Consider the following 24269-nt stretch of genomic DNA (forward strand, 5'->3'; position numbering starts at 1 on the left):
CTGGCCAGTTGCGATGTCCTGGACATGAACGACCTGCTCCTTCTCGTCGAGCCGATGATCCCCGCCCTGCGGCGCTACGCACGCGCCTTGCTGCGCGAGCGCGAATCGGCCGACGAGCTGGTGCAGGACTGCCTGGAGCGCGTCATCAGCCGCTGGGGCCAGCGGCGCGAGGCCGACGACACGCGGCAGTGGGTCTTCGCCATCCTGCACAACCTGGCGATGAACAGAGTGCGGCAGCAGTCGCGCCGCGGCCTGCACGTGGCCGTGGAAGACATCGACGAGGCCGAACTGAGCACCCCGGCGCAGCAGGAGCACCGCGTGACGCACCACGAGCTGATGCGCGCGCTCGACCTGCTGCACGAGGACCAGCGCGCGGTGCTGTTGCTGGTGGCTGTCGAAGACCTGAGCTACGCGCAGGCCGCCGCGACGCTCGACATTCCCATCGGCACCGTCATGTCGCGGCTGGCGCGCGCACGCCAGCGCGTGCACCGCATGCTCGACGGCGTGGACCCGATGCCTTCGGCCCTGTCGTCTGCCCCGTCTGCGCCGTCCGACGCGCAAGCCCCGGCGCGCCCCCACCTGCGAGTACTCCCATGAACGGCGACCCCTTGGACGCACGCCCCATCCTCGAAGAAGACCTGCACGCCTACGTCGACGACGCGCTGGCCGCGCCGCGCCGTCGCGAAGTGCGCGAGTACCTGGCCCACCACCCCGAGGCCGCGTGCCAGGTCGAGGCCTACGCCGCGCACCGGCAGGGCCTGCGTGAAGCCCTGGCACCGATTGCCGACGAGCCGCTGCCGCCCGCGCTGAACCTGGCGCGGCTGGTGCACGCGCACGCGCAGCGCGAACAGCAAGACCGGCAGGACCGGCAGGACCGGCGAGTGCTGCACCGCCGCTGGCCCTGGGGCATGGCGGCGGCGGTCGTGTTCGCGCTGGGCCTGGGCACCAGCGCCGGGTGGTCCTTGCGCGGCGACATGCCGCCCGGTGGCGATGCCGGCATTTCCGCTCTGGCGCGCGAGGCGACGCGCAGCTACGTCGTGTATGCGTCGGACACCGTGCGGCCCGTGGAGATGGGGCCGTCGCAGCGCACCGAGCTGGTCGACTGGGTGTCTTCCCGGCTCGGGCGCAAGGTCGCGATTCCCGATCTGTCGGCCTCGGGCTACGACTTCATCGGCGGGCGCCTGGTCATGACGGCGCACGGCCCGGCCGGGCTCTTCATGTACGACGACGCAGGCGGCTCACGGCTCGCGCTGACGGTCAGGCCGATGGCGGTCGACAAGGACACGCCGGTGATGCGGCCGATCAAGGAACAGGAAGGACAAGAGGGGCAGGGCCCGGTCGCCGGCTATGCCTGGGCCGACAAGGGCCTGGGCTACGGCGTCGTCGGCGCGCGCAAGGCCGAGGTGCTGCATCCGCTGGCGGACGAAATGCGCCGCCAGATCGGCGCGAGCCTCGGGAGCTAGCAAGGCGGCGATCGCCGGGAACCCCGGCATCACACCGCCATCACACCGCCGCGAGCTGCGTCGGCAGTGTGCTGTCCAGCAGTGCTTCGACCCCGCGCAAGGCCCTGCTCACCGCCTCGTCTCCCATCACCGTGTGCTGCAGCGCAAAGAAATGCAGGTCGCGGATGCCGATGGTCTTGAACACGGCCTCGAGGTAGGGCGTCAGGAAGTCGGGCTGCCGCGCACCTTCGCCCGTGTAGCCCCCGCCCGACGCCACGGCGATGTACACCGGCCGGTCCGCGAGCAGCCCGACCTTGCCTTCGGCCGAGAACCCGAAGCTGCGGTGCGCGCGCAGCACATGGTCGATCCACGCCTTCAGCACCGAGGGCACCGTGTAGTTGTGCATCGGCGTGCCGATGACGACCGCGTCGGCTTGCTCGAGCTCGCGAATCAGCCGCTCGGACTGCGCCAGCGAGCCGGGACGCTCGTACGCGTCGGGTTGCATCGGCCAGGAGCCCGCGAGCGTGTGGCCGTAGGTCTCGTCGATGTGCGCGAGGCCGGCGGTGCCGAGGTCGCGCCGCACGACCACCGCGTCGGGCTCGCGCGCCAGCAGGCGCTCCACGATGCGCTGCGAGAAGTTGACGCTGAACGAGGCGTTGCCGCGCGGGCTGGCCGTGATGTGCAGGAGGTTCTTCATCGCGCAGCACCTTGCAGCACCTTGCTGAAGCGCATCGCGCCGCTCAGCAGCCCCTGGCGGAAGTAGAAGCGCTGGGCCAGCGCGTTCGCCAGGCCGGTGTCGAGCACCAGCTTCGCGCAGCCGGCTTCCTCGGCGATGCGCGTGGTCTCGTCGATCAGGCGCGCACCCCATTGGCCGCCGCGTTCGCGTTCGAGCGTGACGAGGTCGTCGAGGTACAGGAAGCGCCCGTAGACCAGGTTCTCCTGCAGCCGGTAGCCTGCGAGCGCGATGGCTTCGTCGCCGCGCCATGCGGCCAGCAGGCGGTAGCCGTCTTCGCGCATGCGGTGCACGCGTTCGGCCAGGTCGTGCGCGTCGCGCAGCTGCGGCCGAAGTTCGTGCATGGCGGGCCAGCAGGCGTGCAGCTCGGCTTCGCTGTCGGCGTGCCGGATGGCGAAGCCCGGGGGCATCGCGCGGGTCGGGTTCATTCCGTGTCCTTCATCAGAGTGGGGCGCATGAAGGAATTTTGCGGACCGCGGCCCGCGCGCGGTAGACCCAAGAACTGCACGATTCACTGCACCATGCGCGGCGCCGGGCCGCACCCTGGCCACACCCTGACCGCACCCTGGCCGCGTCAGCCGTGCCGCTCGATCAGCCGCATCAGCCGTTCGCAGGTTGCGCGGGCGCTGTCTTCGTGCAGGTTGGTCACGCCCAGCAGCAGGCCCGCGCGCTCGGGGCCGGGCACGGCGTACCACGGCGACAGCGGCGTGGGCGACAGGTCGTGCGCCCGCGCCGCCTGCACCAGCGCCACGTCGTCGTGCAGGCCCGGCGGCAGCCGCAGCAGCACCGCGAGGCCCGCCCGGATGTAGGTAGCCGACATCGCGTCGAGCGCGGCGGTCAGTGCGTCGCGGCGCGACAGGTACAGGCGCTTCATGCGCCGCAGGTGCCGCAGGTAGTGCCCCTCGCGCATGAACTCGGCCAGCGCGCTTTGTGCGAGCGGTGAAGACGCCGGCGACAGCACCGCGGCGGCGCGCGTGAAACGCTGCACCTCGCCCGGCGGCACCACCAGAAAGCCGAGCCGCAGCGTCGGGCTGAGCGTCTTGCTGAACGAGCCGATGTGCAGCACGCGCGCGGCCGGGTCGTGTGCGCCCAGCGCGGGCACGGCGCGGCCCTGCAGCTGCAGTTCGCCGAGGTAGTCGTCCTCGACGATCCAGCCTTTGGAGCGCGCGGCCCAGCCGAGCAGCGCCAGGCGCCGCCGCGGCGACAGCGCCACGCCCAGCGGCGCCTGCTGTCCCGGCGTGACCAGCGCGAGCGCGGCCTGCGGCGCGCGTGCGATGCCCCAGGCCACGTCGAGCCCCTCGGCGTCGACAGGCACCGGCACCGCCGCGATGCCCAGCAGGCCCAGCGCGCGGCGCGCCAGCGGATAGCCCGGGTCTTCCACCCACGCCGCGCCGCCCGACAGGCCGAGCGCGTGCACGGCCAGCGACAGCGCCCCGGCGTAGCCCGTGGACACGAACACCTGCGACGGCTGGCACGAAAGGCCGCGCGCGATGACCAGGTGCGCCGCTATTTCCGCGCGCAACGCGGGCAGCCCGCGCGGGTCGGGGTACACCTGCGGCGCGCCGGCCGCGGCGCGCACCGCGCGTGCCACCGTGCGCGACCACACCTGCGCGGGAAAAGCGTCGTGCGCGGGCACGCCCATCTGGAACACCGAGGCGGCCGAGGGAAAGGTGGTGAAGTCGTCGACGACGGACCCTTCCCCCGGCGTGGGCGGCACGTGCGCCGGCGGCGGCCGTTGCACGACGCGCGTGCCGGCCGCGCCCAGGGCGACGACCAGCCCTTCGTCGATCAGCCGTTCGTAGGCCAGGCGCACCGTGCCGCGCGCGACGCCAAGCTGCGCCGCGAAGTCGCGCCACGACGGCAGGCGCGCGCCCGGTGCCAGGCGTCCGTCGCGCAGGGCGGCGCGCAGGCCCGCGCTGATCTGCACGGCGATCGGCTCGCGCGCGCCGCGCTGGATCGGTATTTGCAGGTCGGGCATGCGGGCGATGGTATCGGCCTGTGCCTCGGCGGCTGCGCGGGTCAGACCGGCTTCAGCGCCCGCCACGGTTTGCCCGGATGCTCGACCCCGATGGCATCACCCGCGCCCACGTGGCCACCATGCACCACGACGCCCATCACGCCGGCCCGCACGCTCGCGGACGCACCCGGACGCCTGATGCGCATCTGCGCCAGCAGGCCGGCCTGGAACCGCTCGATGTAGACACAGGGGTTGCGCAGGCCGGTGAGCTCGACGACGGCTTCGTCGCCCAGCAGCAACCGGGTGCCGGTGGGCAGCACCGTCAGGTCGATGCCGCGCGTCGACAGGTTCTCGCCCAGCTCGCCGGGGTGCACCCGGAAGCCTTCGGCCTGGAGTTCGTCGAGCAGCTCGCCCTGGATCAGGTGAACCTGGCGCAGGTTGGGGCTTGTCGGGCGGCGGCTCTTGTCGTACCGGTGCTGCACGGTGGCGCCGCAATGTGCATCGCCTTCCACGCCCAGCCCCTGCAGCAGCCGGATGCCCAGCTGCGCGGGCTTGCTGAACTTGTGCACCGGGCTCAGGTGGACGCTGGCGACGACCGGAAGTGAATTCATGCGCCCGGATTCTGCACCGCCGCGCTCGACGGAATGGACTACAGCACACCGCGCCGGTCGCCGACCTTGCGTGCGCTGCCGGCGGCGAACCATGGTGGTCAAACAACCCGAACAAACCAGACCGGGCGTTCATCCATTCTTCGCAAGGAATCACCATGACCCAACTCAAGAACACCACCGACCGCGACGACCTTCACCTGGACCCGATCACCGGCGAGCCGGGCGCGCACCCGGTCGGTACCGGTGCAGGCGCCACGGGCGGTGCTGTCGCCGGTGCCGCCGTGGGTGCCATCGGCGGCCCGGCCGGCGCGGTGGCCGGCATGCTCGTGGGCGCCGTCGTCGGCGGCCTGGGCGGCAAGGCCGTGGCGGAGCGCATCAACCCGACCGCGGAACACAGCCATTGGGAAGGCTCGTTCACCCGCGAGCCCTACTACGAACCCGGCCTGAGCTACGAGCACTACGCGCCGGCCTACGAGCTCGGCTGGAACCGCCGCGCGGTGGCGGACGAAGACTTTGCCGCCGTCGAGCCCGCGCTCGCCCGCGAGTGGGAGGCGCGCCGCGGTGCCTCGTCGCTCTCATGGGACCAGGCACGCCCGGCCTCGCACGCCGCCTGGGAGCGGGCCGACAGGCTCTACATGCGTGAAGAAGACATGTCGTTCCCCGAAGGCGATCCGCTTTCCAACGACGAAGTGGTCGACGTGCTGAACGACGTGCTCGAGAACACGCGCGACGGCGAGGCGGGCTTTCGCACCTGTGCGGAGGAAGTGGAGTCGGCGCGGCTGAAGGAAGTGTTCACGACGCGCGCCGCGCAATGCCGCGAGGCCGCTGCCCAGCTCTCGCAGGTGATCGTCACTTATGGCGGCAAGCCCGCCGAAGGCGGTACGGCTTCGGGCGCACTGCACCGTGGCTGGGTGCATGTCAAAGGCGCGGTGGGCGCGAACAGCGAGCTGTCGATCCTGGAGGAATGCGAGCGCGGAGAAGACGCTGCCGTGGCGCGCTACCGCAAGGCCTTGAAGGCGCAACTGCCGCAGGGCGTGCGGCAGGTCGTGCAAGCGCAGGCGCAGGCCGCGCAGCGCAACCACGACCAGATTCGTGACCTGCGCAACGCGGCAAGGGCGGCCCGCGCCTAAGTTGGCATCAGCGCAACCTGGGTGGTGCCGGCACGGACCTCGTCCACCGTGACCGTCATTTCACCCATTTCCAGCGGGCCGTAGTTGGAGAGAAAGGCCACGTCCGCCGCATCGCGGCCGTAGGCCACCACGATGCGCCCGCCGCGCGGCTGGGCCTGCGTGGCGTCGAAGGTGTACCAGCGCCCGCCCACGAAAGCCTCGAACCAGGCGTGCATGTCCATGGGGTCGAGCTGGTACAGGTAGCCCACCACCAGCCTTGCGGGAATGCGCAGCGCACGGCACATGCCGATGGCGACGTGCGAGAAATCGCGGCACACGCCCGCGCCGTCGTTCAAGGTGTCCAGCGCGTCGGTGGAGCCGTTGCTCACGCCGTACCTGTATTCGAGGTTCGCGTGGACCCAGCTGCGAATCGCCTCCACCTGGGCATAGCCCGGCATTGCGTCGCCGGCAACCTGTTGCGCGCGCTCGCCCATCTTGTCGGACGGGCAGTAGCGGCTTTGCAGCAGGTACTGCAGCGCGTCGAAGGGCAGGTCTTCCACCGGCACGGCCCCTGCGTCGGGCGCCACCGCGATGTCGGCGTCGGCCTCCATGATCATGTCGACCTCGATGCGCATCTCGCCCTGCGGGATCTTCAGGCGCTGGCACAGGTTGCCGTAGTTGTCGACGTACTCGGTGGTCGGCACCCAGGGGTGCAGTTCGTAGCGCTCGCTGACCATCCATTGCGCCTCGCCGCTGCGCGGGCGAAGCATGGCGACCACAGGGCAGTCGGCGCTGGCGGTGACGGTCATCTTGCAGGTGGCGTGAAGCCTCATGGCGAATTCCTCCAGGGTTGGTTTGTCAGTCATGCAAGGGCCGCGCCACTCACCTGCGAAGGCGTGTGGCGGCAGCCTAGACGTGGGATGGGTGTCGTCCTACCCGCTGGCGATTCTGGCCTTCGTACATTGCATTCACCGGAGCCGCAAAGGGCGGCGCCAAAAGATCATTCAACCTCTGAGGGACTTCCCATGAAAAAACATCTTCTCGTTCTGGCCATCGCTTCCAGCTGCTTCGTCATGACCGCCGCCAACGCCCTGACCAAGGACGAATACAACGTCGCCAAGGAAAAGATCTCGGCCGACTACAAGGTCGCCAAGGCCAAGTGCGACACGCTGAAGGACAACGCCAAGGACGTGTGCGAGAAGGAAGCCAAGGGCACCGAGAACGTCGCCAAGGCCCAGCTCGAACAGGACTACAAGCCCACCGCCGGCCACGCCAAGAAGGTCGCGGAAGAAACCGCCACCATGAACTACGAAGTGGCCAAGGAAAAGTGCGACGACCAGTCGGGTGACGCCAAGAGCGCTTGCGTGAACCAGGCCAAGGCCGACCATGACAAGGCCAAGGCCAGCATCAAGGCAATGAAGGGCTAAGCGCTTTCAGCTTGGAGAAGAGGGCGCCGGCGGCGCCCTTTTTCTCGTCCTCTTTTTCTTGCTTATTCGGTGCTTATTTCGGTGCTTATTTCGCTGCGGTGTCCAGGCGATGCGCCAGGAAGAAACGAAGCATTTCGCCGCTGGCATCGACGCCGTCGGGCTGGGTGTAGCTGCCCTGCGCGCTGCCGCCCGACCAGGCATGGCCGGCCGCATGAAGACGCCAGTGCTCTGCATCTGCGTGGCCTGCGCACGGCGGGTACTGCGTTCGCGTGAAGCGCCGCCCCGACGCGGAACTGCCTTCGCTGACCTCTCCCCGCGCTGCACCTGCCACGATGGCCAATCCGTTGCTCGCATGCACGGTCGTGTCCGCGTCGCCGTGGAACACGATGGTGGGCGGAGCGGTCGTGCCTGCGGCGGCGCGCGCGGGCGCGGCGCCGGTTCGCATCGCGTTCAGCGCCGACATCATGTCGTGCGCCGCGCCATGCGGCAGCCCCGAATGCACGCCGACGGCGGCGTAGATGTCCGGATAGCAGTGGCCCATCACATCCGCCATGGCGCCGCCGGCCGACAGGCCCGCCACGTAGAGCCGCGAGCGGTCTGCGTGTTGCTGCTCGGCGATGTGCAGGGTGAGCGCCGCCAGCAAGGCGGGCTCGCCCTTGCCGCGCTGCTGGTGCTGGGGCTTGAACCAGTTCCAGCATTTCTGGCCGTGCTCGCGCAGCGGTTGCTCGGGGTAGAGCACGATCGCGCCGCTTTTTCGTGCGTGCTCGTTCATGCGCGTGCCCGCCGCGAAGTCCGCGGCGTTCTGCGTGCAGCCGTGCAGCATGAGTACCAACGGGCGCGGCGTAGCGGGCTGTCCGGCAGCGCTCGCGGGCACGAAGAGCATGTAGTCGACCGTGCGGCCCTGGTGCGCGAAGCTGCCGGGGGTCCACTGGTCGGCGCCTTGGGGCTCGTGCGGGGAAGGTGAGGGCGTGCAAGAGGGTGAGGTCGCAGGCGTGGCGCGTTCAGTCTCGATCACGCGTGCCTCGATGTCGATCACGTCGGCATCGGCGACCGGTGCTTGCGATGCCGGTTGCGCGTCGGCGCCGCCGCCGCGCAACGCACGCTGGATCGCCTCGGTGGCTTCGGCCAGCCGGCCGTGGCGCGTGAGGTCGGCCGCCTCTTTCATGAGGCCGGCGAAAAGTGGATTCATTGGAAGTGGCCCAGGTGGTGGTGGCTGACAGGTCAACGGATGCGGCCGGCCAGCGCGGCCTTGACGGCGGGTGACGCGTGAAGCGCGCCGAGCACGGTGAGCGAGTCGATGGTTGCGCTCGCGAGCGCGGGGCTCACGTCGGGCGCGATGACCGCGAGGCCGAGCACGCGCACCTGCAGCGTTTCGCCCGCGGCGTGCACGGCTTCGAGGTCTGCCACAGAAAAGCTCTGCAGCCCCAGCACCAGCGTCTTGCGCGACACCGCCTGGCGCAGAACGTCGGCGTGCGACGCCAGGTGGGTGCGAATGGCCGTGCGAATGAAGTCCGTGCGGTTCGAATAGAAGCCCTCGGCCACCAGCAGGTCGATGTGGCCCAGGTCGACGAAGCCCATGTTGATGGTGATCTTCTCGGACTCGGGCGTCTTGACCGGCGGGGCGGCGGGGGGCGGAGGGTTCTTGGCTGGCATGAGCCATCCTATCACCATCTGCATGGATGGTAGAGGGATGGTTTTGTAAGGCCGCCGGGCTTAGCGGCTGGTGAACACCAGCACCGAGCGGCCGGTCGCGAGGTATTCGTCCCTTGTCATTGCATCGTCCGCGCCCAGGGCCGGATCGGCCGTGTCGATCTTCAGCGTCCATGGACCCGCGGGCGGGGCCGGCAGCGTGAAGGGCACGGCGTCCTGCCAGGCGTTGAACACCAGCAGCACACTGGCGTCGTGCGCCTCGACCGGAATCGCCGAGGCGGGCGCACGGCCGTCCAGCAGCAGCGCGAACGAGCGGGTCTGCGGATCTTCCCAATGGGGTGCCTGCATTTCCTCGCCTGCCGGCGTGAACCAGATCGAGTCCTTCACGCCGATGTCCTCGAAGAAGGCGCCGGCCAGGAAGCGGTTGCGCCGCAGCACGGGCAGCTCCTTGCGCAGCGCCAGCAGCCGCGCCGAGAAATCGGCCAGCGCGCGCCCGGCTTCGCCCTCGGCCGTGGTCCAGTCCACCCACGAGATCTCGCTGTCCTGGCAGTACGCGTTGTTGTTGCCCTGCTGCGTGCGGCCGAACTCGTCGCCCGCCAGCAGCATGGGTGTGCCCTGCGACAGCATCAGCGTGGCGAGCTGGTTGCGCTGCTGGCGTGCACGCAGCGCCAGCACTTGCTCGTCGTCGGTCGGGCCTTCGACGCCGCAGTTCCACGAGCGGTTGTCCGAGTGGCCGTCGCGGTTGTCCTCGCCGTTGGCGTCGTTGTGCTTCTCGTTGTAGCTCACCGTGTCCGCCAGCGTGAAGCCGTCGTGCGCGCTGATGAAGTTCACGCTGACCCAGGGGCGGCGCCCGCGCTGGTTGAAGCGCTCGCCGCTCGCGGTCAGGCATTGCGCCAGCTTGCCGGCCATGCCTTCGTCGCCCTTCCAGTAGGCGCGCACCGTGTCGCGGAACTGGTCGTTCCATTCGGCCCAGCCGGGCGGAAAGCCGCCGACCTGGTAACCGCCGGGGCCGATGTCCCACGGCTCGGCCACCAGCTTCACGCTGGAGAGCACCGGGTCCTGCCGGCAGCTCTTGAGGAAGCCGCCGCCTTCGTCGAAGCCGTGCGGCTCGCGCGCCAGGATGGTCGCCAGGTCGAAGCGGAAGCCGTCCACGCGCATTTCCGTCACCCAGTAGCGCAGGCTGTCCATCACCATCTGCAGCACGCGCGGATGGCTCAGGTTCACCGTGTTGCCGGTGCCCGTGTCGTTGATGTAGTAGCGCGGCGTGTCGGGCAGCAGCCGGTAGTAGCTGGCGTTGTCGATGCCCTTGAAGGAGATGGTCGGGCCGAGCTCGTTGCCTTCGGGCGTGTGGTTGTAGACCACGTCCAGGATCACTTCGAGCCCGTGCGCATGGAAGCGGTCGACCATGTGCTTGAACTCGTCGATGTGCGGGCCGTCCATGTAGCGCGGGTCGAGCGCGAAGAAGCCGATGGTGTCGTAGCCCCAGAAGTTGGTCAGGCCCTTCTCCAGCAGCGACGACTGGTTCAGGAACATCTGCACCGGCAGCAGCTCCACGCTGGTCACGCCCAGCGCGCGAATGGGCGCCAGCACCTCGTCACGCGCCATGCCGGCGAAGGTGCCGCGAAACTGCTCGGGCACCTTGGGGTGCTTCATGGTGAAGCCGCGCACGTGGGTTTCGTAGAACACGGTCTCCTTCCACGGCACGCGCAGCGCGTCGGTCTGCGTCCACTCGAAGCGCGAATCGACCACGACGCACTTGGGCACGAAGGGCGCGCTGTCGCGTTCGTCGAAGCTCAGGTCGCCGTCTTCGTGGCCCACGGTGTAGCCGAACACCTCGGGTCCCCACTTCAGCTCGCCCATGTGCGCCTTGGCGTAGGGGTCGAGCAGCAGCTTGTGGTGGTTGAAGCGGTGGCCCTTCTCGGGCTCGTAGGGGCCGTGCACGCGCAGGCCGTAGCGCGCGCCGGGCTGCAGGCCGGGCACGAAGCCGTGCCACACCTCGTCGGTGTATTCGGGCAGCGTGACGCAGCCGATCTGCGTGGTGCCGGCCTCGTCGAAGATGCAGACCTGCACCTGCGTGGCATGGGCCGAGAACACGGCGAAATTGACGCCGTCGCCCGTGAAGGTCGAGCCGAGCGGGTGAGAGGTTCCTTCCAGCACCGTCAGGGGCTGCGGAACGGGAGATGTGTCGGCCATAGGTGGGCGTGGAGGGGGTTGCATGAAGGAACGACGAAGTTCCCATGGCCCCGCGCCCGGCCCCGGCAGCAATTGGCGCAGCCGCGCGTAGGCGGCGCGCCCATCCCGCCGGATGTCCTCGCCGATGAACGCGTTTTGAAAGGCCGCCCGGTTACCCTTTGAACAAGGCCGGCGCCGTGCCGACCAGGGAGTACGAGTTTGTTCACGACCGTGATCTTGTGGCTGATCGCCATCGGTTGGCTGGTGGCCAACGGCCTGTGGGCCCAGAAGCCTTCGCGCCCTTATGCGCGGCAGCGTTCGGTGTGGGCCTGGGCGTTCGCAGGCGCATGTGCCGGCGCGTTGGCGGGATGGGCGGCAGGCCGTCTTCCCTTCGGTGGCGCCATCCTGGGAGGCGTGCTGGCCGGTCTGGTCGCCGGCCGGCTCGCCAAAGGGCGCGCCGACATGCCCTGAAATGCCCTGAAATTCCTACTTGTCGTGGTGCAGGTAGCTCGCCTGCTTGGGCAGCAGCAGGCTCACCAGGAACGCCACGGCCATCATCGCCGTCACGTACCAGTAGAAGTACGACTCGTGGCCGATCGACTTCAGTCCCAGCGCCACGTATTCCGCGCTGCCGCCGAAGATCGCGTTGCCCACCGCGTACGACAGACCCACGCCCAGCGCGCGCACTTCGGGCGGAAACATCTCGGCCTTCACGATGCCGCTGATCGAGGTGTAGAAGCTCACCACCGCCAGCGCCACGGTGATCAGCACGCCCGCCATCAGCGGGCTGCCGACGTTCTGCAGGTTGCTCAGCACCGGCACCGTCATCAGCGCGCCCAGCGCGCCGAACAGCAGCATGTTGGTGCGGCGTCCGATGCGGTCCGACAGCGCGCCGAACAGCGGCTGCATGCACATGTAGATGAACAGGCACGCGGTCATCACGTTGCTGGCGGTCTTGATCGACATGCCGGCCGAGTTCACCAGGTACTTCTGCATGTAGGTGGTGAAGGTGTAGAAGATCAGCGAGCCGCCGGCCGTGTAGCCCAGCACCACGAGGAAGGCGCGCTTGTGGTGCGTGAACAGTTCGCGCATGGTGCCGGCGCCCTTGGCGGCGCGGGTCTTGTTGCTGGCGGTCTCGGTGAGCGTGCGGCGAAGCATCAGCGCGACCACGGCCGCCAGGGCGCCCAGCACGAAGGGAATGCGCCAGCCCCAGCGCCTGAGCTCCGATTCGTCCAGCACCTGCTGCAGCACCACCACGACCACCACGGCCAGCAGCTGGCCGCCGATGAGCGTGACGTACTGGAACGATGAGAAGAAGCCGCGCTGGCCGCGCATGGCCACCTCGCTCATGTAGGTGGCGGTGGTGCCGTACTCGCCGCCGACCGACAGGCCCTGCAGCAGCCGTGCGGCCAGCAGCAGCGCGGGCGCGGCGGCGCCTATTTGCGCGTAGGTGGGCAGGCAGGCAATGATCAGCGAGCCCACGCACATCATGGTGACCGAGACCACCATCGAGGTCTTGCGGCCCTTGCGGTCGGCCAGCCGGCCGAACAGCCAGCCGCCCACCGGGCGCATCAGGAAGCCGGCGGCGAACACGCCGGCCGTATTCAGCAGCTGCACCGTCGGGTCGGACTTGGGAAAGAACGCCGGCGCGAAGTAGATGGCGCAGAACGCGTAGACGTAGAAGTCGAACCATTCGACCAGGTTGCCCGACGATGCGGCAAAGATGGCGAAGATGCGCTTGCGTTTTTCTTCGAAGGTGTAGGGCGTGGCGTTGTCGTCGGAGGTGTCCGCGATGGCGCTGCCGGTGGTGGCGATGGTGGTCATGGGAGGAGTCCTTGTCGTCTCTTGCATCTCTGGCTCGGGTCTGCCACGCCCCTTCCGGGGTGGCGTGGAGCCGTGCCGGCGAGTCTGGCGGCCAAGGGCGGCGCTGTCGTCCGTAGCTGGCCGCGGCGTGGCTGCGTATCGGTACGCAAGGGTAAATACTTAGAAGGAATTGCAGGAGCGCTTGGACGGAAGCGCGACCACAGGAGGCGTTTGGTAGGCTCACAGGCATGCCGTCTCGTCCAACGCCTCCCGTCCCGCAGCCGGCCGCCGCTGGGCTGAAAACCATCGAAGCGTCTTTCGCGGAGGTTGTGGATCTCATCGAACAGGCGCGCCAGCGCGCTTACCAGGCGGTCAACACCGAATTGGTGGCCCTCTACTGGGAAATAGGGCGCTACATCAGCGCCAAGCTCGAGGCAGCGGTTTGGGGCGAAGGCGTCGTTGAGCGCCTGGCCGAGCATCTTGCGCGCACGCTGCCGGGCCAGCGGGGGTTCACACGCCGCAATCTGTTTCGGATGCGCCAGTTCTACGAGGTCTATCGCGGAGACGAGAAAGTGACACCGCTGGTGACACAACTGCCGTGGACGCACAACCTGATCATCCTGAGCCAGTCCAAACGTGCCGAAGAACGCGAGTTCTATCTGCGCCTGGCCATTCAGGAGCGCTGGGGCAAACGCGAACTCGAGCGACAGTTGCGCCTGGCAGCTTTCGAGCAGGCCTTGCTGGCCCCAGCTCAGGTGTCACCGGCGGTGACACAACTCCACGGGCAGGCGGGAGCGGACCTGTTCAAGGACGCTTATGCGCTCGAATTTCTGGACTTGCCCGCAGTGCACACCGAAGCAGATCTTCACCGCGGCTTGCTGGCCCAACTGCGCAGGTTTCTCATCGAGTTGGGACGGGATTTTTGCTTCGTCGGTTCGGAATTCCCGCTGCAGGTGGGCGGGCGCGACTTTGCACTGGATCTGCTGTTTTTCCACCGCGGCTTGAACTGCCTGGTGGCCATCGAGTTGAAGGTCGAACGCTTCGAGCCCGAGCACCTTGGCAAACTGAACTTCTACCTCGAGGCGTTGGACCGCGATGTCCGCAAGCCCCACGAGAACCCCGCCCTCGGCGTCTTGCTCTGCGCCTCCAAAGACAACGAAGTCGTCGAGTACGCGCTGAGCCGCACGCTGTCACCGGCGCTCGTGGCGCAGTACCAGACGCAACTGCCTGACAAACAGTTGCTCGCGGCCAAGCTGCACGAGTTTTACGGCCTCACGGCCTCGGCGCCCGGCAAGTCGTCGGGTGAGTGAGCATGCCGTGACGCGCTTGCTCCGAAACTGCTTTCGCGCGTCCGTCCGCACGCCTCCAGTCCTTTGGTGTGCGCCGTGACAGGCGATAGCCGGCAAGAAGCAGCCCTCATCCCTCACCAGGAAATCAGCGGCGACCGGTGCAGCCAGGCATCGCTGCTCACCTGGTCCAGAACGAAGCTTGCCGCGTCCGCCCTCGCAATGGTCCCCCCGTGGAAGCCGGAGAGATCCGTGAGGGCGCGAACCACGGGCCCGGAGGCCTTGTCGTTGAGCACCGAAGGCCGCACCAACACCCAGTCCAGCCCGCTGTTCCGGACGAGCGCTTCCTGCCGGTTCTTGTCGGCATAGACCTTGCGCAAGAGCGCGGGAAAAATCAGCCGATCGAAAAAGAACCCTCCGTGCCCGGCGCTGTCGCCAGCCCCCATGCCGGTGATGCCGACCAGCCGTTGCACGCCTTCGGCCCGCATGGCGCCGACGAGGGCACGCGTTGCGTCGGAAAGAAGCCTCACCTCCCGGAACGGGCTGGCCGGCGTACCCAACGCACTGACGACGGCGTCCCTGCCCTTCAGGGCGTGGCGCAACGCAGCTTCGTCACGAGCGTCCCCGACGGTGACCGTCGCGCCCTCCAGGCCTGTCGCCTTCTCTGGCGAGCGCACCAGGGCGTGCACGTCATGCCCGCGTGCAAGCGCCTGCTTGACGATGAGCCGGCCCGTGCCGCCGGTGGCACCGAGAACCAGGACTTTCTTGCGGGTCGGCACGGTGAACGTGGCGGTGGGGTTCGAATAGCTCATGAGGGGCTCCTTTCGTTGACGTTGCCGGGCCCGGCGCTCAGGCTGAGGCGCAGACCTCGGAAGCGAAATCGCGGTACGAGCGCAGGGGGCGTCCCAGCAGCGTCGTCAGCCGTTCCACGTCACCGGCCTGCGGCGTCATTCCGTCCGACAGGAAGCGTTCGGTCATGAGGCGCATGTCGTAGGCCATCCATCCCGGCATGAAGTTCAGCAGGCTCTTCTCGAAGGCGGCGGTGTCGTCGCCGCCATAGGCGACCGGGCGACCCGACACGTCCGACCAGATGCCGGCGACGTCGGCGCCCGTCAGCGTGTCGGGGCCGACCAGGTTGATGCGCTTGAGCGGCAGCGGCTTCGACGCCTCGCGCGCCAGCAGTTCGACGGCGGCGATCTCCGCAAGGTCGCGCGTGTCGATCATCGCGAGCCCCTTGGCGCCGATCGGCATCGGATAGACGCCGTGCCCGAGCACCACATCCTTGACCGTGAGGTCGTTCTGCATGAAGTAGGCCGGCCGCAGGATGGTGGCGCCGAGGCCCATCTGCTCGAGCATGCGCTCCACCCCGAACTTGCCCGCGAAGTGGGGAACGTTCAGGTACTTGTCGCTGTGAATCACCGACAGGTAGACGACGCGCTCTACCCCTGCGTCGCGCGCCAGGTTGAGCGTGACCAGGGCCTGGGTGAACTCGTCCGGCACCACGCCGTTGAGCAGGAACAGGGTGGAGACACCTGCCAGGGCGCTTCGCAGCGCGGCCACGTCCAGCAGGTCGCCCTGCACGACCTCGACACTTTCGGGGAAGGTGGCCTTGGACGGATCGCGCACCAGTGCGCGCACGGGGGCACCGCGGTCGACGAGTTGCTGGACGACCTGGCGGCCGATGTTGCCGCTGGCGCCGGTGATGAGGATGGTCATGAAATTGCTCCGGTTCGTTGAAGGAGCCTCGATCTTCAAAGTTCCAGGAGCGGACCGATAGACCCTATATTTGGACACCTTGTCTCACTGATGGAACACGTGGACTTTCTCGCCCTTGCCGACTTCAACCTCGTGGCGCGTCACGGCGGCTTCGGGCGCGCTGCCCGCGAGTCCGGGCGGCCGAAGGCGACGCTGTCGCGCCGGGTCGCCGACCTGGAACGCGGGCTGAACCTGCGCCTGTTCGAGCGGGGCGCGCGCACCCTGAAGCTCACCGAGGAGGGGCGCGCGCTGTACGAGCGGACCACGGTGCTGCTGACCGAAATCGACGAGACCGCGGCGGCCATCGCGTCGGGCGGCGGGGCGCCGCGCGGCAGGTTGAGGGTGAGTGCGCCGCTGCTCTTCTCGCAAGCCGCGATGGGCAAGCTCGCCGCCCGGTTCGCCGTGAAGTACGGCGACGTCCGGCTCGAGGTCACGACCGAGGACCGGGCGGTCGACATGGTGGAAGAGGGTTACGACCTGGTGATTCGCGTGAACCCCGACCCCGATGCGCGGCTGGTGGGGCGCATCTTTCTGCGGGATCGGCTCGTCGTGGTTGCAAGCCCCGAGCTCGGGCGGCCCAAGGGTGCCGTGCCTGCACCGGTGGTGCTGCGTGGAGGCGAGGCATGGGAACAGAACTCGACATGGGAGATGACCGGTGCGCGCGGCACGAAGCGCATTGCCGTGGAACCCATGCTGCGCCTGTCGTCGTTGTTCATGGTGCGTGACGCTGTCAGAGCGGGTGTCGGGGCCGCGCGCCTGCCGTTGTCGCTGGTCGCTCACGACCTGGCCGCAGGGCGGTTGGTGCTTTGGGGCGACGTCGAGGGGCCCGAGATTGCGCTGTGGGCGCTGTATCCGTCGCGCAGGTTGCTCAGCGCCCGCGTCGCCGTATTTCTGGACTTTCTGAAAGAGGCATTTCCCACGGGATCGCCCGACGAACTGGCGGCGTTCATCGATTGAAAGTCACGGAAGAACGCGCAGGAGCCTACAGCCCATGCTCCCGCAAAAACCTGTCCAGCTGATGGCTGTTCGACAACCCCAGCTTCGCGAACACGTGCGCACGATGTGTTTCCACCGTGCGCTGCTCCAGCGGCGCGAGTTCCAGCGCGATCTGCTTGTTGGGCTTGCCCTCGGCCACCAGCCGGGCCACCTGCATCTCGCGCGGGGTGAGCTTGCCCCACAGGGCCTGCGCGCCCTGGCGGGCCTGGCGGCGCACGGCGATGTCGCCGGCCTGCTGCAGGGCGCGGGCAATGCTGTCGAGCAGCCGGGCGTCGTTGCAGGGCTTCTCCAGCCAGCCGAAGGCGCCGTTCTGTACCGCCTCCACCGCCATGGGAATGTCGCCGTGCCCGGACAGGAAGACGACGACCAGCGGGCTGTCCTGTGCGCGCAGCGCGTCGAACACCTGCAGCCCGCTCATGCCCTCCATGCGCAGGTCGAGGATGACGCAGCCCGCACGCTGCAGGTCGGCGCCCGCCAGGAAGGCGTCGCCCGAGGCGAAGGTCTGCACCGCGTAGCCGCGCGACAGCAGCAGCAGGCCCAGCGAGCGGCGCACCGCCTCGTCGTCGTCCACCACGCAGAGGTTGTTGGCCAGCACGGGGATGGCATGGGCGGCGTTCATGTCGGTGAGATCTCCAGCGCAAGGGTGAACACGGTGCCGCCGCCGGGACGGTCGGCGAAGGACAGCCGGCCCCGGTGGGCCTCCACGATGGTGCGGCAGATGTTCAGGCCCAGCCCGAGCCCGCCGGCCTTGGTGGTGAAGAAGGGCGCGAACACCTGCTCGGCCAGCGCGGCGTCGATGCCCGGGCCGTGGTCGGCCACGCGGATGTGCACGCGGCCGTCCAGCAGTTCGGCCTCGACTTCTACCAGGCGCTGCGCCACCGGCGTGGCCTGCATCGCCTGCAGGCTGTTGGATAGCAGGTTCAGCAGCACCTGCTCCAGCAGCACGCGGTCGCCGCGCACCGGGGGCAGGCTGGCGGGCATGCGCACCTCGGCGCGTGCCTGCCGCTGGCGCATCTCGCCCTGCAGCAGCGCCAGCGCGTTGGCCACCAGCGCGCTTACCGCGCAGTCTTCGGTGCCCACGGTCCGCTGGCGCACGAAGCCGCGAATGCGCCGCACGATCTCGGCGCTGCGCTGGGCCTGCGCCATGGTTTCGTCCAGGCTGCTCACCAGCAGCTGCTGGTTGCCCTGTTCGGCGAAGGCCTTGGCCGCGCTCGCGAAATTGCTCAGCGCCATCAGCGGCTGGTTCAGCTCGTGGGCCAGGGTGGAGGCCATCTCGCCCAGGCTGGCCAGGCGCTGCGCGTGCTGCAGCTGCTCGTCGTTCTGGCGCTGGCGCAGCTCGGCGCGCTTCTGCTCGGTGATGTCGACCACCGAGCTCATCCAGCCGCTGTGCGCGCCGTCGGCGTCGATCAGCGGCGCGGTGTAGACCATGGTGATCACCTCGTGCCCGTCGCGGTGCCGCAGGCGCGACTCGAAGCCCGAGCGCGCGGGCTGGCCGCTCATCATGGCGTCGTAGTGCTGCCAGTGCTGCGTGACGTCGTTCGGGTGCCAGTAGGGGTAGGGCGGCAGCTTGCCGAGCAGCTCGTCGGCGCCGTACCCGGTCATGTCGCAGAAGGCCGGGTTGACGTAGGTGATGCGGCCTTCGCGGTCGCGCGCGCGCATGCCGACCAGCAGCGAGTCTTCCATCGCCTTGCGAAAGGCGTGCGCCTCGTCCAGCGCGTGGGTGCGCTCGCGCACGCGCAGCTCCAGGTCGCGCCGCGCATCGCGCTGCTCGGCGAAACGGCGCTCGCGCAATTGCCAGTACAGGCCGCCCAGCAGCAGCACGCCGGCGCCCAGCAGGCCGAGCATCCAGGCGCGCTCGCGGGCGCGGGTGACCTCGGCGTGGTCGGCCATGACGGTGAGCGTCCAGCCCAGGTCGGGCAGGGGCTCGTCGACGGCCAGGAAGCGGCGCGGCTTGCCGGCGATGTCGGTGCGCACCAGGTAGCCCGGTCGGCCGTCGCTGCGCTCCACCTTCCACGGCAGGGGCGGGAAGCTGGTGCGCGCGCCGTATTGCTGGTCGCGCCGCATGCGCTCGAGCTCGGCCGGCGCCACGGCGCGCGTGGTCTGGTACAGCCACGACGGCACCGAGCTCAGGAACACCACGCCGCGCGCGTCGGTCAGCAGGATCGGGTCGCGCACGAAGGCCCAGGCCTCCTGCAGCTGGCGCAGGCTGACCTTGACGGTGACCACCCCCAGCACCTCGCTGCCGCCCGCGCGCACCGGCGCCGAGATGAACAGCCCCGGCTCGCCCGTGGTCTGGCCCACGCCGTAGAACATGCCGCCGCGCCCCGCGCGCGCGTCGATGAAGTAGGGCCGGTTGGCATACGACTCGCCCACGAAGCTCTGCGGCGTGGCCCAGTTGCTGGCCGCCAGCGTCGTGCCGTTCAGGTCGCTGAGGTACAGCGCGTCGGAGCCCGCCTGTCGGTTCACCTCCTCGATGTAGAGGTTGGCGCGCTGCCGCACGGCGGCGTCTTGCGGTTGGGCCAGCGCGGCCAGCACTTCGGGGTGCAGGCCGGTGGTGAACGGCAGGTAGTTGTACTTGCCGGCCGAGTCGCGCAGGCCCAGCACGTGGACTTCCATGGCGCGGCGGATCGAGTCGGCCTGGAAGCTGGCTTCGCGCACGCCGGCCCATTGGGCGGCCAGGCCGATGAGCAGCAGGGCCAGGGAGAGGGCGGCGGCCCAGGCTGCCAGCGTGCGACGGCGCACGCGCGGGCGCGGAATGATCGGCGGTTCTGGCGAAGTGGGCGGCATGGGGAAAGGAGGCCGACCGGCGCGGCGAGCAGGGATTTTGCCCTGACAGGCCCGATGAGCGGCAGCCTTGAGCCGATGGCAGTCGCCGCGTCAGCCCAGCATCGGCACCAGGTCCGGATCTCCCTTGGCCATCGCACGGCGATACGCCGGCCGCTCACCGATGCGCTGCAGGTAGGCGCGGATGTTCGGATAAGGAGCCAGGTCGAGCGGCTGGAACAGCCGCATGGTCGTGAACGAAAACACGCTCATGATGTCGGCCGCCGTGAACTCGCTGCCCGCGAGCCAGGCCGCCTCGCCCAGCCGTGCCTCCACCAGTGCCAGCACCCGGTCGAGCCTGCCCTGCACCGAAACCAGCACCGGATGGTCCGCCGCAAGCTTTGCCCGGCTCATCATCATGAGCCGCCCGATCGCGGGTTGCAGGTTGCCGTTGGAAAAATGGAACCAGTAGAGAAAGGCGGCGTAGTCCGGATGCTCCGGCCCGGGCTTGAGGCGGCCGCCGCCGTGCTTCACGATGATGTATTCGACGATGGCGGCCGACTCTGCCAGCAGAACGTCGCCGTCTTCGATCACCGGCGCGGCGCCCAGCGGATGCAGCGCCTTGAGTTCGGGCGGCGAGAGAACGGTGACCGCGTCGCGTGTGTAGTGCCGAAGCGCGAAAGGAATGTCCAGCTCCTCGCAGAGCCAGACGATGCGTTCGGATTGGGAGTGGCCGAGGTGATGAATCGTGAGCATGGGGTACAGATGAAGGGTCGCTAAAGATCAGGGCAGTCGCCAGTGTCCACCGGGTTGCCGGTTGCGGTGTCCGGCACGCCGGGCGTGACGTTACGGGATTTTTCGTCCTGTTCGCGCAACCACGCTTCGGCCGTGGGTTGCTGCGTGCTTTCTTGCTTGGACAGGCTTTGAATGAGTTCGATGAGTTGGCGCCGGTCTTGCATGCGGACGGTTGTAGGGACGCGGCGGCGCCTTGCCTGTAGGCCGATTGCCTGACCCGTCGGAAATCAGGCCGCCGACACATTGTCGGACGGCCGCTGCAAATGGCGGCGCCGCGCCGCGCCACCTGCAAACCGGGGTTGCAAGCCTCCGATGGAAATTTAAGATGCGGCTCCAGCGCGGCGTGCCGCATCGAGCTTTTCGACCCACACGTTTTCTTCCATGAGCCTCGGCCTTTCCCGCACCGACTCCTCGCAGTTCAGGGCTCCTTCAACCCCGACCCGCGTGAATGCGCTTCGCACGTCCGCCTTCGAATCCGGCGGCGGCGTCATGGGCGAGCGGATGCGGGCTTTCGACTGGGCCTCCAGCGCCGCCGGTCCGATCGACACGTGGCCCAGCGCCCTGAAGATCTCGATCGACAACATGCTGTCGTCGGCCTTCCCTGCATGCATCTTCTGGGGTGCGGATTTCATCGCCATCTACAACGACGGCTACCGGGGCATGCTGGGCGACAAGCCGGAGGCCCTGGGCCAGCCGATGCGCGTCACCTGGAGCGAAGCCTGGGCCGAGCTGCGCCCCATCGCCGAGCGGGCCATGCAGGGCGAGGCGACCTTCATCGAGGACTTTCTGGTGCGCGTCGACCGCCGGGGCTTTCTGGAAGACGCCTTCTTCACCTTCTGCTACAGCCCGCTGTACGACGAGCACGGCGAGGTCCTGGGCATTCTGGACACCGTGATCGAGACCACCGGCAAGGTGCTGGCCGACCGCAGGCTGCAGGCCGAACGCAAGCGACAGAACCACCTGCTGCAGCAGATGCCCGGTTTCGTCGGCGTGCTCTCGGGCCCGACGCACGTCTACACCTACGTCAACGATGCGTACGAGGCGATCTCGGGGCCGCGCGAGTTTCTCGGGCGCACGGTGCGCGAGGTCTTTCCCGAACTGGAGGGCCAGGGCGTCTTCGAACTGCTGGACGGCGTGTACGCCACGGGACAGCCGGTGCACGCCAAGGCGCTGCCCCTGAGGCTGCAGGGCGACGAAGGCATCCGGCACATCGACCTGATCTACGAAGCCATCCGCGGCGACGACGGCCAGGTGCTCGGCATCTTCGTCGGCGGCTACGACATCACCGACCATGTGCGGGCCAAGGCCGACCTGGCCCGCAGCGAAGCCCGCCTGCGGGAACTGGCCGCATCGCTGGAGCAACTGGTGGAAGACCGCACGCGGGCGTTGCAGGACTCCGAAGACTTCACGCGCCTGGCGCTCGGTGCGACCGGCGGCGTGGGCGTGTGGTCGTACCTCGTGGGCGTGGACAAGTTCTACTGCGACGCCGCGATTTCCGAGCTGTACGGCCTGGACGCGGCCGTGGCCGCCAACGGCATATCCCGGGTCGGATTTCTGGCCAACGTGCACCCGGAAGACATGCCTCGCCTGCGGCAGACCATGTCGGGCGGCCTGCAGGCCGAAGGGGAGCTCGAGCTCGAATACCGCATCTGCCATCCCGACGGCTCGGTGCGCACGGTGCTGTCGCGCGGCCACACCTACTTCGACGATGCGGGCCACGCCGTGCGGCGCACCGGCGTGGGCATCGACATGACGCGCCAGCGCCAGCTCGAAGAGCAGCTGAGGCAGTCGCAGAAGATGGACGCCCTGGGCCAGCTGACCGGTGGCATCGCGCACGACTTCAACAACATGCTGCAGGGCATCGTGATGCCGCTGCAACTCATCCGCAAGCGAGTGGCCTCGCAGAAGTACGAGGGCCTGGAGCGCTACATCGAGGCCGGGCTCGATTCGGCGCGCCGCGCCGCTTCCATCACGCAGCGGCTGCTGGCGTTTTCGCGGCGCCAGCCGCTGGTCAACCGCAGCATTTCGATCACGGCGGCGCTGCGCGGGCTGGAAGCGATCCTGCGCAATGCGGTCGGCGAGAACGTGACCCTGGTCATCGACGAAACATCGGACGCATGGGACGTGCTGACCGACCCCCACCAGTTCGACAGCGCGGTGCTCAACCTCACCATCAATGCACGCGACGCGATGCCTGACGGCGGCACCTTGACGATCGCTGTCTCCAATGTCGCCCTCACGGCGCCGCAAGCCGCTCGGATCGAGGGCCTCACGGCGGGGGACTATGTGCGCGTTGCCGTGCGGGACACCGGCGTGGGCATGTCGGGCGCCGTGATGGCGCAGGCCTTCGAGCCTTTTTTCACGACCAAGCCCATCGGGCAGGGCACCGGGCTCGGGCTGTCCATGATCTACGGCTATGCCCGCCAGTCGCAAGGCACCGTGGTGCTCGAAAGCGTGGAGGGCATCGGCACCGCGGTGAACCTCTATTTGCCGCGCGCCGTCGCCCACGCGGCGCCTCCCGGCGTGGCGCTGCCCGACGCGCCGGCGCCGAGCGTGTCGCCGCGCCAGATCCTGGTGGTCGAAGACGACGAGGTCGTGCGGCGCATGGCCGTCGAGTTGCTGCGTGACCAGGGCTACCAGGTGCTGGAGGCGAGCGACGGCGCGCAGGGCATGGCGTTGCTGGAGCGCGCGGTCTGCATCGACCTGCTGCTTTCCGACGTCGGGCTGCCGGGCCCGAACGGCCGGCAGCTCGCCGACTTCGCGCTGTCGCGCATGCCGGACATTCGCGTGATCTTGATGACGGGGTATGCCGCGCACGTCGCCACCGACGCGGCGTTGCTGCTCGGCGACGTCGAGTTGATGGTCAAGCCTTTCGATGCCGATGCGCTGCTGCGCAAGGTCGGCGAGCTGCTGGGTCGCTAGGGCGGGTCGCCTACCGGCGGCCGGGGCGCACTACCTTCGCACGCTGTTGCTGAAGCGTCTTCAAAAGCGCCAGTTTTTCGCTGCAATCGGCACTCGTGGCGACGAGTTGCAAGGGGTTGCGCCGCCGCGACTCGATCTGCTTTTCTGCCGCGCCAGGGTTCGAGAGGCCCTCTACGAGCCCGCCGGCGACAGCCGCTTTCGACTGCTTGAAGAATTGCTTTTCGAAGGCCGGCGTGCCGCACCGGGCCGCGATCACACGGTAGTCGGCCTCGCGCTGCAGCGCCGCGTCGATGGCATCGTGGTCCGCACCCGCGCGACATGGCAGCGAAGTCAAACCGGCTGCCAACAGCAAGATCAGGAGTGCGCCTCTCGAAATGAGCAGCAAAAGCCCGGCGTGGACCTGCGGGTTGGGCACGAAACTCTCCTGAATTCGCCAGGCTGGTGGCGCGCGACCTCTTGAGTCAGCCCCTGACTCTGCGCTGCGGGCATGCGGCGCGCCATCGGTGTTCCCCGTATTTGTATGACAGAACGCAAGGCCCGGCCGTAGGCGAGCGGCTCGACACACCCCGAGCTCGTTGCCGATGCGCTGCAGCAAGCGCTGCATGCCGGGCAGGAGCGGAGTCAGCGAGCCGCTTGCCGCTGGTCCAGCACGTGCCGCAGCGCGGCTTCCAGCGTGGGCCAGTTGGAGAAAAGGTAGATCTTTTCTTGCGCGTCGAAACGGGCGCCGAATTCGACCAGCGTTGCCGAGAAGCTCGCGGCACTGCCGAGAAGCGCGGGGTGCGCGGGGCCGGAGGGGGGAGCGAAGACGCCGACGGTGCAGCCAAGGCTTGCCGCCATGGACTGCGCTC

General features: G+C 68.6%; 25 protein-coding genes. 8 read left to right on the forward strand and 17 right to left on the reverse strand.

Annotated features, from left to right (window positions below):
* Window positions 1–24 precede the first annotated feature (24 nt).
* A complete protein-coding gene (locus ACSFA5_RS05100) occupies window positions 25–597 on the forward strand; it encodes an RNA polymerase sigma factor (protein ID WP_435442925.1) in 573 nt (190 codons plus the stop codon).
* Window positions 594–1463 carry an anti-sigma factor family protein gene (locus ACSFA5_RS05105; protein WP_435442926.1) on the forward strand — a complete coding sequence of 290 codons (870 nt, stop codon included), beginning with the start codon at window positions 594–596 and terminating at the stop codon, window positions 1461–1463. The genes ACSFA5_RS05100 and ACSFA5_RS05105 overlap by 4 nt, the downstream gene beginning before the upstream one ends.
* Window positions 1464–1503: 40 nt before the next feature.
* Here ACSFA5_RS05105 and ACSFA5_RS05110 read toward each other — a convergent pair whose 3' ends face one another.
* From ACSFA5_RS05110 to ACSFA5_RS05125, 4 genes are all read right to left on the reverse strand, one after another.
* Window positions 1504–2139, reverse strand: coding sequence for an FMN-dependent NADH-azoreductase (locus ACSFA5_RS05110; protein WP_435442927.1), 636 nt, complete (start codon window positions 2137–2139; stop codon window positions 1504–1506).
* Entirely contained in the window at window positions 2136–2603 is a 468-nt protein-coding gene (locus ACSFA5_RS05115; RefSeq protein WP_435442928.1) for a GNAT family N-acetyltransferase, read from the reverse strand. Before ACSFA5_RS05115 ends, ACSFA5_RS05110 begins: the two co-directional genes overlap by 4 nt.
* Window positions 2604–2749: 146 nt before the next feature.
* Entirely contained in the window at window positions 2750–4153 is a 1404-nt protein-coding gene (pdxR, locus tag ACSFA5_RS05120) for a MocR-like pyridoxine biosynthesis transcription factor PdxR (RefSeq protein ID WP_435442929.1), read from the reverse strand.
* Window positions 4154–4194: 41 nt separating this feature from the next.
* Window positions 4195–4743: an MOSC domain-containing protein gene (locus ACSFA5_RS05125; protein WP_435442930.1), complete on the reverse strand. Its 549-nt coding sequence runs from the start codon at window positions 4741–4743 to the stop codon at window positions 4195–4197.
* Window positions 4744–4898: 155 nt separating this feature from the next.
* Between ACSFA5_RS05125 and ACSFA5_RS05130 the strand changes: the two genes are divergently transcribed.
* Entirely contained in the window at window positions 4899–5873 is a 975-nt protein-coding gene (locus ACSFA5_RS05130) for a ferritin-like domain-containing protein (RefSeq protein ID WP_435442931.1), read from the forward strand.
* Here the strand turns inward: ACSFA5_RS05130 and ACSFA5_RS05135 are convergent.
* The gene (locus tag ACSFA5_RS05135) at window positions 5870–6685 is read right to left on the reverse strand and encodes a transglutaminase-like domain-containing protein (RefSeq protein WP_435442932.1); all 816 of its coding nucleotides are present in this window, start codon (window positions 6683–6685) and stop codon (window positions 5870–5872) included. The genes ACSFA5_RS05130 and ACSFA5_RS05135 overlap by 4 nt on opposite strands.
* A 192-nt stretch (window positions 6686–6877) precedes the next feature.
* Between ACSFA5_RS05135 and ACSFA5_RS05140 the strand changes: the two genes are divergently transcribed.
* Window positions 6878–7279 carry a hypothetical protein gene (locus ACSFA5_RS05140; protein WP_435442933.1) on the forward strand — a complete coding sequence of 134 codons (402 nt, stop codon included), beginning with the start codon at window positions 6878–6880 and terminating at the stop codon, window positions 7277–7279.
* A gap of 85 nt (window positions 7280–7364) precedes the next feature.
* On the opposite strand, the gene ACSFA5_RS05145 is transcribed toward ACSFA5_RS05140, so the two are convergent.
* Genes ACSFA5_RS05145 through glgX form a run of 3 tightly spaced genes read right to left on the reverse strand, consistent with a single transcriptional unit; the run spans window position 7365 to window position 11122 of the window.
* Window positions 7365–8468, reverse strand: coding sequence for an extracellular catalytic domain type 1 short-chain-length polyhydroxyalkanoate depolymerase (locus ACSFA5_RS05145; protein WP_435442934.1), 1104 nt, complete (start codon window positions 8466–8468; stop codon window positions 7365–7367).
* Between the two features lie 32 nt (window positions 8469–8500).
* On the reverse strand, window positions 8501–8932 hold the full coding sequence (locus ACSFA5_RS05150) for a CopG family transcriptional regulator (protein WP_435442935.1): 432 nt from the start codon (window positions 8930–8932) through the stop codon (window positions 8501–8503).
* 60 nt (window positions 8933–8992) lie between these two features.
* On the reverse strand, window positions 8993–11122 hold the full coding sequence (gene glgX, locus ACSFA5_RS05155) for a glycogen debranching protein GlgX (RefSeq protein ID WP_435442936.1): 2130 nt from the start codon (window positions 11120–11122) through the stop codon (window positions 8993–8995).
* A 198-nt stretch (window positions 11123–11320) separates the two neighbouring features.
* On the opposite strand from glgX, the gene ACSFA5_RS05160 reads away from it, so the two are divergent.
* Window positions 11321–11572 carry a hypothetical protein gene (locus tag ACSFA5_RS05160; RefSeq protein WP_435442937.1) on the forward strand — a complete coding sequence of 84 codons (252 nt, stop codon included), beginning with the start codon at window positions 11321–11323 and terminating at the stop codon, window positions 11570–11572.
* Window positions 11573–11587: 15 nt separating this feature from the next.
* On the opposite strand, the gene ACSFA5_RS05165 is transcribed toward ACSFA5_RS05160, so the two are convergent.
* Window positions 11588–12925, reverse strand: coding sequence for an MFS family transporter (locus ACSFA5_RS05165; RefSeq protein WP_435442938.1), 1338 nt, complete (start codon window positions 12923–12925; stop codon window positions 11588–11590).
* 227 nt (window positions 12926–13152) lie between these two features.
* On the opposite strand from ACSFA5_RS05165, the gene ACSFA5_RS05170 reads away from it, so the two are divergent.
* Window positions 13153–14214, forward strand: a complete 1062-nt coding sequence (locus ACSFA5_RS05170; RefSeq protein ID WP_435442939.1) for a PDDEXK nuclease domain-containing protein — start codon at window positions 13153–13155, stop codon at window positions 14212–14214.
* Between the two features lie 113 nt (window positions 14215–14327).
* Here ACSFA5_RS05170 and ACSFA5_RS05175 read toward each other — a convergent pair whose 3' ends face one another.
* Both ACSFA5_RS05175 and ACSFA5_RS05180 read right to left on the reverse strand, forming a co-directional pair.
* Entirely contained in the window at window positions 14328–15002 is a 675-nt protein-coding gene (locus tag ACSFA5_RS05175; RefSeq protein ID WP_435442940.1) for an NAD(P)-dependent oxidoreductase, read from the reverse strand.
* Between the two features lie 37 nt (window positions 15003–15039).
* Complete coding sequence (locus ACSFA5_RS05180; RefSeq protein ID WP_435442941.1) at window positions 15040–15906, reverse strand: SDR family oxidoreductase; 867 nt, start codon at window positions 15904–15906, stop codon at window positions 15040–15042.
* A gap of 99 nt (window positions 15907–16005) precedes the next feature.
* Between ACSFA5_RS05180 and ACSFA5_RS05185 the strand changes: the two genes are divergently transcribed.
* Window positions 16006–16902, forward strand: coding sequence for a LysR family transcriptional regulator (locus ACSFA5_RS05185; RefSeq protein ID WP_435442995.1), 897 nt, complete (start codon window positions 16006–16008; stop codon window positions 16900–16902).
* A gap of 25 nt (window positions 16903–16927) precedes the next feature.
* On the opposite strand, the gene ACSFA5_RS05190 is transcribed toward ACSFA5_RS05185, so the two are convergent.
* The 4 genes from ACSFA5_RS05190 to ACSFA5_RS05205 all read right to left on the reverse strand — a co-directional run bounded on the left by ACSFA5_RS05190 (window position 16928) and on the right by ACSFA5_RS05205 (window position 20663).
* Complete coding sequence (locus ACSFA5_RS05190; protein WP_435442942.1) at window positions 16928–17560, reverse strand: response regulator transcription factor; 633 nt, start codon at window positions 17558–17560, stop codon at window positions 16928–16930.
* Window positions 17557–19728 carry a sensor histidine kinase gene (locus ACSFA5_RS05195; protein WP_435442943.1) on the reverse strand — a complete coding sequence of 724 codons (2172 nt, stop codon included), beginning with the start codon at window positions 19726–19728 and terminating at the stop codon, window positions 17557–17559. Before ACSFA5_RS05195 ends, ACSFA5_RS05190 begins: the two co-directional genes overlap by 4 nt.
* Before the next feature lie 90 nt (window positions 19729–19818).
* Entirely contained in the window at window positions 19819–20460 is a 642-nt protein-coding gene (locus tag ACSFA5_RS05200; RefSeq protein WP_435442944.1) for a glutathione S-transferase family protein, read from the reverse strand.
* 20 nt (window positions 20461–20480) lie between these two features.
* Entirely contained in the window at window positions 20481–20663 is a 183-nt protein-coding gene (locus ACSFA5_RS05205; protein ID WP_435442945.1) for a hypothetical protein, read from the reverse strand.
* 280 nt (window positions 20664–20943) lie between these two features.
* Here ACSFA5_RS05205 and ACSFA5_RS05210 point away from each other — a divergent pair, with 280 nt between their 5' ends.
* Complete coding sequence (locus tag ACSFA5_RS05210; protein WP_435442946.1) at window positions 20944–23421, forward strand: PAS domain-containing protein; 2478 nt, start codon at window positions 20944–20946, stop codon at window positions 23419–23421.
* A 10-nt stretch (window positions 23422–23431) separates the two neighbouring features.
* Here the strand turns inward: ACSFA5_RS05210 and ACSFA5_RS05215 are convergent, their stop codons facing one another.
* Window positions 23432–23836 carry a hypothetical protein gene (locus ACSFA5_RS05215; RefSeq protein WP_435442947.1) on the reverse strand — a complete coding sequence of 135 codons (405 nt, stop codon included), beginning with the start codon at window positions 23834–23836 and terminating at the stop codon, window positions 23432–23434.
* Between the two features lie 206 nt (window positions 23837–24042).
* On the reverse strand, window positions 24043–24258 hold the full coding sequence (locus ACSFA5_RS05220) for a hypothetical protein (protein WP_435442948.1): 216 nt from the start codon (window positions 24256–24258) through the stop codon (window positions 24043–24045).
* Window positions 24259–24269: the final 11 nt, after the last annotated feature.

It is taken from the genome of Variovorax monticola, from assembly GCF_051216855.1.
Taxonomy (GTDB): Bacteria; Pseudomonadota; Gammaproteobacteria; order Burkholderiales; family Burkholderiaceae_C; genus Variovorax.

Coding starts and splice junctions, on each gene's coding strand:
- ACSFA5_RS05100 (WP_435442925.1), top strand. CDS start 25: ATGAACGACCTGCTCCTTCTCGTCGAGCCGATGATCCCCGCCCTGCGG.
- ACSFA5_RS05105 (WP_435442926.1), top strand. CDS start 594: ATGAACGGCGACCCCTTGGACGCACGCCCCATCCTCGAAGAAGACCTG.
- ACSFA5_RS05110 (WP_435442927.1), bottom strand. CDS start 2,139: ATGAAGAACCTCCTGCACATCACGGCCAGCCCGCGCGGCAACGCCTCG.
- ACSFA5_RS05115 (WP_435442928.1), bottom strand. CDS start 2,603: ATGAACCCGACCCGCGCGATGCCCCCGGGCTTCGCCATCCGGCACGCC.
- pdxR (WP_435442929.1), bottom strand. CDS start 4,153: ATGCCCGACCTGCAAATACCGATCCAGCGCGGCGCGCGCGAGCCGATC.
- ACSFA5_RS05125 (WP_435442930.1), bottom strand. CDS start 4,743: ATGAATTCACTTCCGGTCGTCGCCAGCGTCCACCTGAGCCCGGTGCAC.
- ACSFA5_RS05130 (WP_435442931.1), top strand. CDS start 4,899: ATGACCCAACTCAAGAACACCACCGACCGCGACGACCTTCACCTGGAC.
- ACSFA5_RS05135 (WP_435442932.1), bottom strand. CDS start 6,685: ATGAGGCTTCACGCCACCTGCAAGATGACCGTCACCGCCAGCGCCGAC.
- ACSFA5_RS05140 (WP_435442933.1), top strand. CDS start 6,878: ATGAAAAAACATCTTCTCGTTCTGGCCATCGCTTCCAGCTGCTTCGTC.
- ACSFA5_RS05145 (WP_435442934.1), bottom strand. CDS start 8,468: ATGAATCCACTTTTCGCCGGCCTCATGAAAGAGGCGGCCGACCTCACG.
- ACSFA5_RS05150 (WP_435442935.1), bottom strand. CDS start 8,932: ATGCCAGCCAAGAACCCTCCGCCCCCCGCCGCCCCGCCGGTCAAGACG.
- glgX (WP_435442936.1), bottom strand. CDS start 11,122: ATGGCCGACACATCTCCCGTTCCGCAGCCCCTGACGGTGCTGGAAGGA.
- ACSFA5_RS05165 (WP_435442938.1), bottom strand. CDS start 12,925: ATGACCACCATCGCCACCACCGGCAGCGCCATCGCGGACACCTCCGAC.
- ACSFA5_RS05170 (WP_435442939.1), top strand. CDS start 13,153: ATGCCGTCTCGTCCAACGCCTCCCGTCCCGCAGCCGGCCGCCGCTGGG.
- ACSFA5_RS05175 (WP_435442940.1), bottom strand. CDS start 15,002: ATGAGCTATTCGAACCCCACCGCCACGTTCACCGTGCCGACCCGCAAG.
- ACSFA5_RS05180 (WP_435442941.1), bottom strand. CDS start 15,906: ATGACCATCCTCATCACCGGCGCCAGCGGCAACATCGGCCGCCAGGTC.
- ACSFA5_RS05190 (WP_435442942.1), bottom strand. CDS start 17,560: ATGAACGCCGCCCATGCCATCCCCGTGCTGGCCAACAACCTCTGCGTG.
- ACSFA5_RS05195 (WP_435442943.1), bottom strand. CDS start 19,728: ATGCCGCCCACTTCGCCAGAACCGCCGATCATTCCGCGCCCGCGCGTG.
- ACSFA5_RS05200 (WP_435442944.1), bottom strand. CDS start 20,460: ATGCTCACGATTCATCACCTCGGCCACTCCCAATCCGAACGCATCGTC.
- ACSFA5_RS05205 (WP_435442945.1), bottom strand. CDS start 20,663: ATGCAAGACCGGCGCCAACTCATCGAACTCATTCAAAGCCTGTCCAAG.
- ACSFA5_RS05220 (WP_435442948.1), bottom strand. CDS start 24,258: ATGGCGGCAAGCCTTGGCTGCACCGTCGGCGTCTTCGCTCCCCCCTCC.